The following is a 13,798-nucleotide window of genomic DNA, read 5'->3' as shown; positions in this document are numbered from 1 at the left end:
GCCCAGTCACGGCACGAGAAACAGGACAGATGCGTCCGTTCCCGGTTTCCTCAAAAGGTTGCCGTAGTGAATCAAATTCTGCACACAAATCCCTGAACTAGCAAGACAAACCGCGTCCTGCCAGGCCCTTCGTGTGTTGCGTTTCTGCCTGTGCCGGCATACCGAGTCACTTTATTACCTGATTGATATGGCCTTACTGAAGATCCTCCGCTACCCCGACCCACGCCTGCACAAGGTGGCCAAGCCGGTGACCGAATTCGGCACCGAGCGCCTGCGCAAGCTGGTCGCCGACATGGCCGAGACCATGTATGACGCACCCGGCGTCGGTCTGGCGGCGACCCAGGTCGACGTGCACGAGCGCGTGGTCACCATCGACGTCACCGAAGACCAGAGCCAGCTGCTGGTCTTCGTCAACCCCGAGATCGTCTGGGCCAGCGAAGAGAAGCAGGTGTACGACGAAGGCTGCCTGTCGGTGCCGGGCATCTACGACGGCGTCGAGCGCCCTGCCCGCGTCAAGGTGCGCGCTGTCGACGCCGACGGCAAGGAGTTCGAGATCGAGGCCGACGGCCTGCTGGCCGTGTGCATCCAGCACGAGATGGACCACCTGATGGGCAAGGTGTTCGTGGAATACCTGTCGCCGCTGAAGCGCAACCGCATCAAGGCCAAGCTGCAGAAGGAAGAGCGCGGCCTGGAGCGCGACGCCGCGCAACGCGCCGGCGGCCGCCGTTGATGAAGCTCGTCTTCGCCGGCACGCCCGAGTTCGCCGCAGTCGCCCTGCGTGCCCTGCACGAGGCGGGCTTCGCCATCCCCCTGGTGCTGACCCAGCCCGACCGTCCGGCCGGACGCGGCATGCAGCTGCAGGCCTCCAGCGTCAAGCAGTATGCGCTGGCGCACGGCATGGAAGTGCTGCAGCCGCTGTCGCTGCGCATGGACAGCAAGGATCCGCAGCGCGCCGAGGAAGCGCGCGCCGCCCACGCGCGCCTGCAGGCGCTCGACTACGACGTGATGGTGGTGGCGGCCTATGGCCTGATCCTGCCGCGCAGCACCCTCGACATCAAGCCCTGCATCAACATCCACGGTTCGCTGCTGCCGCGCTGGCGCGGCGCCGCCCCGATCCACCGCGCGATCGAAGCGGGCGACGCCGAGACCGGCGTGACCATCATGCACATGGAAGAAGGCCTGGACACCGGCCCGATGATGCTGATCGAACGCGTGGCCATCGAGGACACGGACAGCACCGGCAGCCTGCACGACAAGCTGGCCGCGCTGGGCGGCCGCATGATCGTGGATGCGCTGCGCCAGATGGAAGCGGGCCGGCTGGAAGCGGTCGCGCAGCCGGAGGAAGGCGTGACCTACGCCGCCAAGATCAGCAAGGACGAAGCGAAACTCGATTTCGCCCTTCCGGCCGAGGTGCTGGCGCGCAAGGTGCGCGCCTTCAACCCCTTCCCGGGCGCGCAGGGGCTGGTCGACGGCGTGACGGTCAAGATCTGGCAGGCCGAGCCGGTCGCCGGCCAGGGCGAACCGGGCCAGGTGCTGGCGGCCGATGCGCAAGGCATCGTGGTCGCCTGCGGGGCAGGCGCGTTGCGCCTGAACGAGCTGCAGAAACCCGGCGGCAAGCGGCTGGCGGCGGCGGAGTTCCTGAAAGGTTTTCCGCTGGCGGGGCTGCGGTTCAGCTGAGCTGACTGAAAATGACAAAGGCAGCCTTCCGGCTGCCTTTTTTATTACTGCAAAGCTCGCTGTAGGGTGGACGGCTTTGCCGTCCACCCTGCCTCTTGCCAAGCTACTCGAATCGTAGGGTTGGCGGCTCCGCCGCCGACGCGTTCAGGGAACGTCCGCCGGCCCGTGTGGAGGAATGCGGGCGCCGACCATCACCGCGTCGGCGGCAAAGCCGCCAACCCTGCGATCCTTGCGCTGCTGGATCTTTACTCTTGCGAACCGCGGCTGCGCTGGGCTTCCATGTGCTCGCGCAGCACCTGGTTGATGCGGGTCTGGTAACCCGGACCGGCTTCTTTGAACCATTCCAGCATGTCCACATCCAGGCGAATGGTGACGATCTGCTTCACGCCGCTGGCAGCTTGTGGCTTGGACGATACCGCCGGCTCCTGGTGACGGAGCGGCTGATCCCAATCAGGTTCGTATTCTTTGTTCATGCGATTTTCCCAGTTAGTACGTACGCCGCTCGTGGCGGCGGAAACTGATTGTCGTCCCGGTATGTATCGTAAAGATTGCTGATGAGCCGGTTTTTGTAACGTCTTGTAACAGTTCGAGATTTACATACAAAACGATACATACACGGTTTCATTGCCGGGGCGCCACAAAACCATCTCGCACGCATGACGTATAATGACAGACCGCCCAGCAGTATCCGATTTGTCAAGCCGTATTCGCAAAGAGACTCCGCCATGAACGCCCAATCGCACGCCCTTTCCCCGATCGACAAGCAATTGCGCGAGATTTTGTCGCGCCGCATCATGATCCTGGACGGCGCGATGGGCACCATCATCCAGCAGTACAAGCTGGACGAAGCCGCCTACCGCGGCGCGCGCTTCGCCGACTTCGCCGCCCCGGCCGGCAGCGGCCAGCGCGAGCTCTTCGTCAAAGGCAACAACGAGCTGCTGACGCTCACCCAGCCGCAGGTGATCCAGGAAATCCACGAACGCTACCTGGCGGCCGGCGCCGACCTGCTCGAGACCAATACCTTCGGCGCGACCAGCGTGGCGCAGGAGGATTACCACATGGCCCACCTGGCCTACGAGATGAACGTCGAGGCCGCCAAGCTGGCGCGCGCCGCCTGCGCCAAGTACAGCACGCCGGACAAGCCGCGCTTCGTGGCCGGCGCCCTGGGCCCGACCCCGAAGACCGCCTCGATCTCGCCCGACGTGAACGACCCGGCCGCGCGCAACATCACGTTCGACCAGCTGGTCGCCAGCTACCACGAGCAGGTCCGCGGCCTGGTCGACGGCGGCGCCGACCTGCTGCTGGTCGAGACCATCTTCGACACCCTGAACTGCAAGGCCGCCCTGTTCGCGATCGACCAGTACTTCGACGAGCACCCGGAGACCCCGCGCCTGCCGCTGATGATCTCGGGCACCGTCACCGACGCCTCGGGCCGCATCCTGTCGGGCCAGACTGTGGCCGCCTTCTGGAACTCGGTGCGCCACGCCAAGCCGCTGACCATCGGCCTGAACTGCGCCCTGGGCGCGGCCCTGATGCGTCCGTATGCGGAAGAACTGGCGCAGATTGCCGACACCTTTGTCTGCATCTACCCGAACGCCGGCCTGCCCAACCCGATGAGCGACACCGGCTTCGACGAACTGCCGGCCGACACCTCGGCCCTGCTGCGCGAATTCGCCGACGCCGGCTTCGTGAACATCGCGGGCGGCTGCTGCGGCACTACCCCAGAACATATCGCCGCCATCGCGAAGATCCTCGAAAACCACGCTCCACGCCAGGTGCCCGAGATCCCGGTGGCCATGCGCCTGTCCGGCCTGGAGCCCTTCACCATCGACGAGAGCTCGCTCTTCGTCAATGTTGGCGAGCGCACCAACGTCACCGGTTCCAAGGCCTTCGCCCGCATGATCCTGAACGAGCAGTTCGACGAGGCGCTGTCGGTCGCGCGCCAGCAGGTCGAGAACGGCGCCCAGGTCATCGACATCAACATGGATGAAGCGATGCTCGATTCGCAGGCGGCCATGACCCGCTTCCTGAACCTGATCGCCTCGGAACCCGACATCTCGCGCGTGCCGGTGATGATCGACTCCTCCAAGTGGTCGGTGATCGAGGCGGGCCTGAAGTGCGTGCAGGGCAAGGCCATCGTCAACTCGATCTCGATGAAGGAAGGCGAGGAGGAATTCATCCGCCAGGCGCGCCTGTGCCGCCGCTACGGCGCCGCCGTCATCGTCATGGCCTTCGACGAGCAGGGCCAGGCCGACACCTTCGCGCGCAAGACCGAGATCTGCGGCCGCGCCTACAAGGTGCTGGTGGAAAAGGTCGGCTTCCCGCCGGAAGACATCATCTTCGACCCGAACATCTTCGCGATCGCCACCGGCATCGAGGAGCATAACAACTACGCCAACGACTTCATCGAAGCCACCGCCTGGATCCGCGCCAACCTGCCGCACGCCAAGGTGTCGGGCGGCGTGTCGAACGTCTCGTTCAGCTTCCGCGGCAACGACCCGGCGCGCGAGGCGATCCACACGGTCTTCCTCTACCACGCGATCAAGGCGGGCCTGACCATGGGCATCGTCAACGCCGGCATGGTCGGCGTCTACGACGACCTGTCGCCAGAGCTGCGCGAGCGGGTCGAGGACGTGGTGCTGAACCGCCGCCCGGACGCCACCGAGCGCATGATCGAATTCGCCGGCACCCTGAAGGCCGGCGGCGCCAGGCAGGAGCAAAACCTTGAGTGGCGCAATACCCCGGTCGAGAAGCGCCTGGCGCACGCGCTGGTGCACGGCATCACGCAGTGGATCGTCGAGGACACCGAAGAGATGCGCCAGCAGGTGCTGGCCGCCAAGGGCCGCCCGATCCACGTGATCGAAGGCCCGCTGATGGACGGCATGAACATCGTCGGCGACCTGTTCGGCCAGGGCAAGATGTTCCTGCCCCAGGTGGTCAAGTCGGCGCGCGTGATGAAGCAGGCCGTGGCCCACCTGGTGCCCTTCATCGAGGAAGAAAAGGCCGAGGAAGAGCGCCGCACCGGCATCGTCGCCAAGCCCAAGGGCAAGATGGTGATCGCCACCGTCAAGGGCGACGTCCACGACATCGGCAAGAACATCGTCTCGGTGGTCCTGCAGTGCAATAACTTCGAGATCGTGAACATGGGCGTGATGGTCCCGGCATCCGACATCCTGGCCAAGGCCAAGGAAGAGAACGCCGACATCGTCGGCCTGTCGGGCCTGATCACGCCGTCGCTCGAAGAAATGGCCCACGTGGCGCGCGAGATGCAGCGCGACCCCTGGTTCCGCGAACGCAAGACCCCGCTCCTGATCGGCGGCGCCACCACCAGCCGCGCCCACACCGCGGTCAAGATCGCGCCGCACTACGAGGGCCCGGTGGTCTACGTGCCGGACGCCTCGCGCTCGGTCTCGGTCGGCCAGGCTCTGGTCACCGAGGACACGCGGGACGCCTACGTGATCGAACTGGCCCAGGACTACGAGCGCATCCGCGTCCAGCATGCCGGCAAGAAGGCCCTGCCGCTGCTGTCGATCGAACAGGCGCGCGCCAACCGGGCGCGCCTGCAGTACGCCCCGGTCAAGCCGAAGTTCATCGGCCGCCGCGTGTTCAAGAACGTCGACCTGGGCCTGGTGGCGCGCTACATCGACTGGGGTCCCTTCTTCCAGACCTGGGACCTGGCCGGCCCCTTCCCCGCCATCCTCACCGACGAAGTGGTGGGCGAAGCCGCCACCAAGGTCTTCGAGGAAGGCCAGGCGATGCTGAAGAAGATCATCGAGGGCCGCTGGCTGACCGCCAACGGCGCCATCGCCCTGCTGCCGGCCAACAGCGTGCACCACGACGACATCGAAATCTACACGGACGAATCGCGCAGCGAAGTCGCCTTCACCTACTACGGCCTGCGGCAGCAGGGCGTGAAGCCGGTGGTGGACGGCGTGCAGCGCCCGAACCAGTGTCTGGCCGACTTCATCGCGCCGAAGGACTCCGGCGTGCTTGATTACATCGGCATGTTCGCCGTGACCGCGGGCCTGGGCATCGAGAAGCACGAGCAGCGCTTCGAGGCGGCGCATGACGACTACTCCTCGATCATGCTCAAGTCCCTGGCCGACCGCCTGGCCGAGGCCTTCGCCGAATACCTGCACCAGCGCGTGCGCACCGACCTGTGGGGCTATGCGGCCGACGAGGACCTCGGCAACGAGGCCCTGATCGCCGAAGAATACCGCGGCATCCGTCCGGCGCCGGGCTACCCGGCCTGCCCGGAGCACACGGTCAAGGCGGATGTGTTCCGCACCCTGCAGGCGGACGAGATCGGCATGCAGCTGACCGAGTCCTTCGCCATGTATCCGGGCGCGGCCGTATCGGGCTTCTACTTCGCCCATCCTGAGTCGAAGTACTTCGTGGTCGGCAAGGTCGGGGACGACCAGGTCGAGGACATGGCGCGCCGCCGCGGCATGGACAAGGCCGAGCTCGAGCGCCACCTGGCGCCGAATCTCTAAGCTGCTTGCGCTTGTGAACGCCGCGAACTTCGCGGCGTTTTTCTTTTCTAAGCTGTGGATGCCTCATTTTTCGTTGCCTGACAAGGAGAGCGACATGGCACTGCATTATTCGGCGAAGCGCTGGCAGGATCAGGTGATCCTCCTGGTCGGCGTCTGGCTGGTCATCTCACCGTGGGTGTTCAACTATCCCGTGTCTTCCCCGCCGGCGGTCAACGCCACCATCGCGGGCATCATCATGGCCCTGCTGGCGGCCTTCGACCTGTACAAGACCTATGTGTGGGCGGTGCTGCTGAACATCGTGGCCGGCATCTGGGTGGCGGTGTCGCCCTGGCTGGTCGGCGCCGTCCCCGACCGCGCGATGACGACCAGCCTGCTGGTCTCGGGGCTGGCGACGGTGGTGCTGGGGGTGTGGGAGCTGCGCAGCGATCCGGAGCTGCACAGCCAGTGGACGAACTCGGGGGCGACCGGCTAGGGCGACCGGCTAGGGTGACCGGCTAGGGCGACCGGCTAGGGCGACCGCTTAATGAGGGCGTTGGTGGCTGAGCCGGCAAACTTGGGTCCCCGCCTGCGCGGGGATGACGGTCTTTAGGGTAGCCACTCCGTTTGATCTGCCACATCCCTTGCCACGTCATGCCCGCGAAGGCGAGGACCCAAGTTTTCACGCTCAGTGTCAGCTCAAATCGCGTAGCGAACGACCTTGTCGCTCCACTCGAACGCCGACACCTCGAGCTCGGCCAGGTCGTCGCCGTCGAGCGACAGCTCGTGCAGCGCCGGCATGACGGCGTCGTTGGCATCGTCCATCTGCTCGATCGACTCCGCCAGGCGCAGCAGTTCGCCGAAGAAGCCCTTGCGCAGCAGCAGCGCATGACGCACTTCGTCGATCACGGGAATCTGCTCGACGATGTCCTGCATCGGGATGCAGAACAGCGTATCCATCAGCGACATCATGCCGACCGTGAAGGCCACGTCGGCGACGTTGCGCTGGCCCGGGCGCAGGCGCTGGGCCAGCAGCTCCATCAGGCGCGCGCGCGTGGTGGCCAGCATCAGCAGCGGGCTCTGGCTGTGGCCGCGCACGCCCGGCTCGGCGTACAGCAGGATCTGCAGCCAGCGCTGCAGCTGGCGGCGGCCCAGCAGGATCAAGGCCTGGCTGATCGACTCGATGCGGCGGGTGGCGCCCACGGCCGGCGTGTTCACCAGGCGCAGCAGGTTCAGGCCCAGGGTCACCTCGCGCTTGACCACCTTCTCGATCTCGGTGTTGTCCGCTTCCGAGGTCACCAGGTTCATCAGGTCCAGCACCGTCGTCTGCGAAGGCGACAGCTTGCGGCCGGTCATGACGGTCGGCTTGGCGAAATAATAGCCCTGGAAATAATCGAAGCCGATGTCCAGGCAGGTGCGGTATTCGTTGTGGGTCTCGACCTTTTCCGCCACCAGGCGCTTGCCCGTGGTGCGCAGGCGCGGCGCCAGCGACAGCAGGGTCACCACCGGCAGCTCGCGCAGGTCCATCTTGACGAAGTCGATCACCGGCAGCAGGCGCGCCAGCGAAGCGCCGTGGGCCGAGGCCTCGGCGGCGAAACGGAAACCGTGCGAGGCCAGGTCGGTCATGCGGCGGATCACGGCGTCGTCCGGCTCGACCGAACGCACGATCTCCAGCACCGTCCGTTCGCGCGGCAGGAAGGCGAACATGTCGCTCATCAGGACTTCCTTGTCCACGTTCAGGAAGGCGGTGGCGTCGCCGATGGCGCGCGGCAGGCCGAGCTGGGAAGCATGGTGGATGACGCTGGCGCTGGCCGACAGGCCCGAGCCGGTGGCCGAAGGATCGATGCCGGCCGCGCCTTGCGCGCTGCCGCGGAACAGCAGTTCGTAGCCGTAGAGCGCCTGGTTGCGGTCGAGGACCGGCTGGCGCGCGAGGTAGAAGTTGCGCATGCGCAGCGGCTGCGACGCCTGGTCAAGGCTTGCGGAATCGGTCATCTCGTCTCTTTCTATCGGCGAACGGGGATACTTTACCGCATCCGGAACCTTTAGTGGCTTTATAGCATTAATTTATTGTCGGAAGCTTATGTTTTTTATAGCAAAATTGCCCATTATTGTGGCAGGCCGTCCACGAACATCAACAGTTCGCCGGGCGCGAAATGGGTCCATTGTTCATTGGTCGTCAGCGGTTCGGTGACAATGATGGCCACCCGGTCATTGGGCGTGGTCACCTGGGAAAAGTCGACCGAGAGGTCTTCGTCCGACAGGCAGGCGGCCGCGAACGGATACTTGCGCACCACGTAGCACAGCTTGGTCGAGCAATGGGTGAACAGGGCCGTGCCGTCGGACAGCATCATGTTGAAGGTGCCGTGGGCGGCGATCGCGGGCACCAGGCGCCCGAGCGCCGCGCGCAGGACGGCGCGCTCTGGCGGGGTATCGCCGAATTCGGCCCGCAGGCATTGCAGCAGGTAGCAGAAGGCCAGCTCGCTGTCGGTGTTGCCGACCGGGCGGAAGGGCCCGTCGATCACGGGCTGGAATTCCTTGAGGTCGCCATTGTGGGCGAAGACCCAGTAGCGCCCCCACAGCTCGCGCACAAAGGGATGGCAGTTCTCGAGCGCGATCTGCCCTTGCGTGGCCTTGCGGATATGGGCGATGACGTTGGTGGACTTGATCGGGTAGCGCTTGATCAGTTCGGCGATCGGCGAAGCGATGGCGGCTTGGTGGTCGACGAAGTGACGCACACCCGCGCCTTCGAAGAAAGCGATGCCCCAGCCGTCGTGGTGGGTATCGGTACGGCCGCCGCGGTGGGCGAAGCCGGTGAAAGAGAAGACAATGTCGGTTGGGACATTGCAGTTCATACCAAGTAGCTGACACATGGGGCGCAGCTTACCATGCCGCCGGTACAAACGGCGCCATCGCCCGGCACAAGGTCGATGGCGCCGGTTCGTTTAATGCAGGACGACCGGCTGGCTCATCAGGGTATCGTAGGAACCCAGGAAGTCGTCGATTTCTTCCATGGTCGGTTCGCTGGCGATCAGGTTGTTGACGTCACGCCGGAACGATTGCGCCAGTTTGCCGCCGATGAACGCTTCGCGCCGGCCGGCCTTGTCGACGATCTCGAAGCCGCCGAAACGCAGGGCCTCGAGTTCGCGGTCGACACCGAACTCGACGACGCTGTACTGTTCGCTGTTATAGATCATGTTCATGATGACTCCTTCTCTCGATCAGAGTTTGTGAAACCTGCCGCGCGGCGGCGGGCGGCGGGCTGTTCACTTCGCTTAAGAGGTGGGGCTGGCCGAACCGATTTCAAGAGACCTTGAACAATCGGGGTGATCGGCCGGGAGTTCAGGTGTCGAGAACTGGATTCAGCGCCAACAGCTGATCGTATGGTGCGTCTTGCAACCACGATCGCAACTGATCAAGGTGCTCGCTGCGCGCCAGGCCGATGTACAGACGCTGGGGACGCTGGCGCAGCAGTCGATTTAATGTTACACGCAAAACCAGATTGCCGTCGCAGCACAGGCATCCGGGAGCAATGCGGACGACCTGGAGGGAGGGAGTGGAGACGAGCGGCGTGGAGGACGCCGCCATGCCTTCGAGGATGACGGCGCTGTCCAGGCCAGGGCGCGCAGCCGCGGCGCCGGATGGCTTATGCGAATCGGGTAGAACATCGGGTAGAACCGCAGGCGAGGCATGGACGGCATCGAGCAGCGCCGCGATCGCGTCTTCGCGCGCCCCGGCGGAGTCGCCGGTGACCAGGGTGGTGGCGACCTTCGCGTTCATGCGGATGCCGCTGCCGGCGGCGCCGGCCGCGCTGCTGTCCACCGTCGCGCCCTTCACTGCCCTTTCTTGGCCAGCTTGCCCGGCTCGACGCCCAGCTGCTTGAGCTTGCGGTACAGGTGGGTGCGTTCGAGGCCGGTCTTCTCGGCCACGCGCGTCATGCTGCCGCCTTCGCGCCCCAGGTGGTGTTCGAAATACATGCGCTCGAAGGCGTCGCGCGCCTCGCGCAGCGGCAGGTCGAAGGACAGCGTGTAGCCGGTGCCTTCGCCATGCGAGATCGCATGTACCACGCGGGCGCCGTTCGGCGCCGCCACCGGCGGCGCGAACATCGGCGCGGCGGCCACCGGTTCGGCGGACGCGCTCGGCATGCTGGGGGCGATCGGGCGCGGCGGCATCAGCGGGGCGCGCGCCACTTCCTGGGCGCGCGACAAGCCTTGCTGCACGGCCTTCAGCAGCTTTTGCAGGGCGATCGGCTTTTCGAGGAAATTCAGGGCGCCGATGCGGGTGGCTTCGACGGCGGTATCGATCGTGGCGTGGCCGGACATCATAATGACCGGCATCGTCAGCAGACCGTCGCGCTGCCACTCCTTGAGCAGGGTCACCCCATCGGTGTCCGGCATCCAGATGTCCAGCAGCACCAGGTCCGGCGCGCCGGCCGCGCGCGCTTCGCGCGCCTGCTGCGCATTCTCGGCCAAGGTGATGGCATGGCCTTCATCGCCGAGAATCTCCGACAGGAGTTCCCGGATGCCCATTTCATCATCGACTACGAGTATGTTCGCCATCTTATTGCCTTCCTGATCTTTTAGCGCGCCTGCCCAAGCCCTTTACGGCGGCCTGCATCGTCTTGCCGTACTCGAGTACTGCTTCGGCGATGCGCCCTGCCCTGAAGGCTTTGCTGGACGCGGGAGCTCCTACCCGTTATTAGCGTGATTCTATGCGTCTTTTACACTTCGGCCAAGTTCGTCTCGGTGCCGATCTCAGGGGCCAACTTTAGCAGCAAAATGAATATGGCCGCGCCACATCCGTCCGTCCGGTTGGCGACGTCGATCCGGCCACCATGCTCATCCACGATTTTCTTGACCATCGGCAGCCCCAGGCCGGTGCCGCGGACCTTGGTGGTGACATAGGGTTCGAAGGCGTGCGCCAGGATGCGCGGGGCGAAACCGGGGCCGTTGTCGACGATCGCCAGGCGCACTGCTGTGCCGGCCGAGCCGTCCGCGCCTTCGTAGTGGATGGCTTCGGTGGTCACGTCGACGCGCGCCGGCGGGTCGCAGGTTCCGCGGTCGATCAGGGCGTCCTGGGCGTTCTGGATCAGGTTATGGATCACCTGGCGCATCTGGGTCGGGTCGCCCATCACGCGCGGCAGGTTCGGCGCCAGCGCGGCATGGATGATGTCCGAGCCGTCCTCGGCCAGGTAGAGGCGCAGGATTTCGTCGATCAGGTCGTTCAGGTCGAGCGGCTGCAGCACCGCCGGCGGCGTGCGCGCGTAGTCGCGGAAATCGTCTACCATCCGCTTCATCGCGTCGACCTGGTTGACGATGGTATTGGTGCCCTTGCGCAGCAGCTCGGCCTGGGCCGGCGGCAGGCTGCCCTCGAGCTTCATCTGCATGCGCTCGGCCGCCAGCTGGATCGGGGTCAGCGGGTTCTTGATCTCGTGCGCCAGGCGCCGCGCCACCTCGCCCCAGGCCACCGAGCGCTGGCCCGAGATCACGTCCGAGATATCGTCGAACACCACGATGAAGCCGCTGCCCGCCCCCACCGGCAGGCGCGAACCGCGCGCCAGCAGGGTGATGTCGTGGTCGTGCTCGTCGCCGCCCGGACGGCGCGGGATTTCGATCTGCTGCTGCCAGTGGGCGCGCTTGCGTCCGCTGCCTGCGGCCGTGTGCGCGTTCTGCGCCGAGAAGGCGCGCGTGATGCAGTTCGAGAAATGGTCCAGGCCGGCGATGCGGTTCAGGGGGCCGGCCAGCGCGCCCGGCTCCACCTGCAGGATGCGGTAGGCCGCGTCGTTCGAGTTCACCACGGTGCCGTCGGCATCGAGCACGATCACGCCCGCCGACATGTTGCCCAGCACCGATTCCAGGTGGGCCTTGGCGCTTTGCAGCGCCGCGCGGTTGCGCTCGACGGCGCTGCGCGCCTCGAACAGCTGCCCGGTCATGGCGTTGAAGGACTGGGTCAGGGTGCCCAGTTCGTCGCTGGTCTCGACGATCGGACGCGGCGACAGGTCGCCCTCGGCCACCGCCTGGGTGCCCTCGGCCAGCACCAGCAGCGGCTGGGCCAGATTACCCGCGATCAGGAAGGCGCTGCCGATGGCGCCGAAGATCGCCAGCAGCAGGGTCAGGGTCAGGGTCTCGATGTACATCTTGCGCAGCCCGGTGCGGGCCGCGAAGCGTTGCCGGTATTCGGTATAGGCGGTGCTCAGCACCTCGGCGTTGGACGCCAGGTTGACCGGCACCGACTGCAGCAGCTGCAGGTAGCGCGGCGCCACGCCGGGCGGCTCCGGCACCGCCAGCACCACGCGCAGGCGCAGGCCGGTGGCCGCGTCCAGCCCGGCCGGCGCTTCGGCCTGTTCGCGGAAGTCGCGGTCGATGCCGCCCTCGGCGCGCGCATAGCCGCCGGGAATCGCGGCCGCCTTGAGCATCTGCGCATTGGGCGCGTCGGCCGCCAGGTCCGGGCGGCGCTCCTCGGCCGCGATCGAAACGATGCCGCCGTTGGCGTCCACCAGCATGGCGCTTTGCAGGCCGCTGGTGTCGGCCAGCAGGCGCGTCAGGACGGTCTGGGCCATGGTGTCGTTCTGCCCCGCCAGGGCCGCGGCCGCGGTCTGGCCGGTGGCGCCCAGCTCCACCAGGGCTTCGTCCAGGGCCGCGTGGCCCAGGTTCAGGCCGGACTCGAGCGCCGCCTCGATCTTGACGTCGAACCAGGACTCGATCGAGTGCGACACGAACTGCACCGAGACCATGAAGATGACCAGGCCGGGCAGGATGCCGATGCCGGCAAACAGGAGAACAAGCCTGGCCATCAGCCGCGAGCCGAACTTGCCGGCCTTGTAGCGCGAATACAGGCGCGCCAGCGCCACGATCACCAGGATCAGCAGCAGGAAGGCCATGGCGGCGTTCAGCCCGAGCAGCCAGCCATAGTAGCGGTCGAAGAAGCCCGAGTTGTCCGACGCGGAGGCGAGCAGGAACAGCAGGATGGAGACGACGGCCCCGCCGACGACGAGCGCGTAGCGCAGCGCCTGATTGACCGATTTACTCCGCACGGTAGGTGAAGGACTTCTTGTTCGAGGCGAGGCGCCAGTCGGAATCGTTGAAGGCGTTGACCTGCAGGGGTTTTTGCAGGTACTCGCGGTCCATGAACATGCGCAGCGACACGTTGTACACCTCGCCGCGCTTGAGCGCGCCGCGCGGGGCGATCAGCCAGCGGTTCGGACGGCGGATCAGGAACATGGCCTCGTCCAGGGTCTGGAAGCTTTGCTGGAAGCCGCCCATCTGCTGGCTGCCGACCACGTGCACGTAGTACTGGCGCGTCAATACGTCATAGGAGATGCGGATCGTGCGCCGCTCGGACACCGCTTTTTCGTCGCGCCACCACCAGCGCGGCCGGGTCAGCTCGATCTCGGTGGTGAAGTGCAGCTGCACGCCATGCTGGATGGCGTCCTTGAGTCCGTGGTTCAGGTCGAATGCATAGGCCGTGTCGAGACGATAGCCGTCTTCGCTGGCTTCGATGGCGGCCTTGGTGATCTCGATCCCGTCGGCCGCCTGCGCCGTCGCGCACGCGAAGACCAGCATCAGCTGGCAAGCGAGGAGGCGTAAAAATCGTAACGTCACAAGTGAGCCGGAGCCTTAAAAATTGAGCGTATCGTTCGGGGAGCGCAACATGGT

At 65.7% G+C, this 13,798-nt stretch carries 12 protein-coding genes; 4 read left to right on the top strand and 8 right to left on the bottom strand.

The genetic code is table 11. From position 1 onward, the window contains the following. Positions 1-187 precede the first annotated feature (187 nt). Both def and fmt read left to right on the top strand, forming a co-directional pair. Positions 188-730 (top strand): peptide deformylase, encoded by a 543-nt coding sequence (gene def, locus V7778_RS14705; protein ID WP_335556447.1) that lies wholly within the window; start codon positions 188-190, stop codon positions 728-730. Further along, complete coding sequence (gene fmt, locus V7778_RS14700; RefSeq protein WP_335556445.1) at positions 730-1,677, top strand: methionyl-tRNA formyltransferase; 948 nt, start codon at positions 730-732, stop codon at positions 1,675-1,677. Before def ends, fmt begins: the two co-directional genes overlap by 1 nt. Before the next feature lie 245 nt (positions 1,678-1,922). Here fmt and V7778_RS14695 read toward each other — a convergent pair whose 3' ends face one another. Beyond that, positions 1,923-2,150, bottom strand: a complete 228-nt coding sequence (locus V7778_RS14695; RefSeq protein WP_335556444.1) for a BrnA antitoxin family protein — start codon at positions 2,148-2,150, stop codon at positions 1,923-1,925. Positions 2,151-2,402: 252 nt separating this feature from the next. Here V7778_RS14695 and metH point away from each other — a divergent pair, with 252 nt between their 5' ends. Both metH and V7778_RS14685 read left to right on the top strand, forming a co-directional pair. After that, entirely contained in the window at positions 2,403-6,170 is a 3,768-nt protein-coding gene (metH, locus tag V7778_RS14690) for a methionine synthase (protein WP_335556442.1), read from the top strand. Between the two features lie 94 nt (positions 6,171-6,264). Then, complete coding sequence (locus V7778_RS14685; RefSeq protein WP_335556440.1) at positions 6,265-6,642, top strand: SPW repeat protein; 378 nt, start codon at positions 6,265-6,267, stop codon at positions 6,640-6,642. A 203-nt stretch (positions 6,643-6,845) separates the two neighbouring features. Here the strand turns inward: V7778_RS14685 and V7778_RS14680 are convergent, their stop codons facing one another. From V7778_RS14680 to V7778_RS14650, 7 genes are all read right to left on the bottom strand, one after another. Then, the gene (locus V7778_RS14680) at positions 6,846-8,138 is read right to left on the bottom strand and encodes an EAL and HDOD domain-containing protein (RefSeq protein WP_335556438.1); all 1,293 of its coding nucleotides are present in this window, start codon (positions 8,136-8,138) and stop codon (positions 6,846-6,848) included. A 113-nt stretch (positions 8,139-8,251) separates the two neighbouring features. Then, positions 8,252-9,016, bottom strand: a complete 765-nt coding sequence (locus V7778_RS14675; protein WP_335556437.1) for a class II glutamine amidotransferase — start codon at positions 9,014-9,016, stop codon at positions 8,252-8,254. A 72-nt stretch (positions 9,017-9,088) separates the two neighbouring features. Beyond that, the gene (locus V7778_RS14670) at positions 9,089-9,346 is read right to left on the bottom strand and encodes a BTH_I0359 family protein (RefSeq protein WP_020656370.1); all 258 of its coding nucleotides are present in this window, start codon (positions 9,344-9,346) and stop codon (positions 9,089-9,091) included. A gap of 139 nt (positions 9,347-9,485) precedes the next feature. Next, positions 9,486-9,980, bottom strand: a complete 495-nt coding sequence (locus tag V7778_RS14665) for a GTPase (RefSeq protein ID WP_335556433.1) — start codon at positions 9,978-9,980, stop codon at positions 9,486-9,488. Continuing rightward, positions 9,977-10,702, bottom strand: coding sequence for a response regulator (locus V7778_RS14660; RefSeq protein ID WP_335556431.1), 726 nt, complete (start codon positions 10,700-10,702; stop codon positions 9,977-9,979). Before V7778_RS14660 ends, V7778_RS14665 begins: the two co-directional genes overlap by 4 nt. A 161-nt stretch (positions 10,703-10,863) precedes the next feature. Further along, positions 10,864-13,176, bottom strand: a complete 2,313-nt coding sequence (locus V7778_RS14655) for a sensor histidine kinase (protein ID WP_335556429.1) — start codon at positions 13,174-13,176, stop codon at positions 10,864-10,866. Further along, positions 13,166-13,705 carry a DUF4390 domain-containing protein gene (locus V7778_RS14650; protein ID WP_335556427.1) on the bottom strand — a complete coding sequence of 180 codons (540 nt, stop codon included), beginning with the start codon at positions 13,703-13,705 and terminating at the stop codon, positions 13,166-13,168. Before V7778_RS14650 ends, V7778_RS14655 begins: the two co-directional genes overlap by 11 nt. Between the last annotated feature and the right edge of the window lie 93 nt (positions 13,706-13,798).

This window comes from Massilia sp. DD77 (assembly GCF_036961685.1).
Lineage (GTDB): Bacteria > Pseudomonadota > Gammaproteobacteria > Burkholderiales > Burkholderiaceae_D > Telluria.
This window is presented reverse-complemented; position numbering and strand designations above follow the sequence as displayed.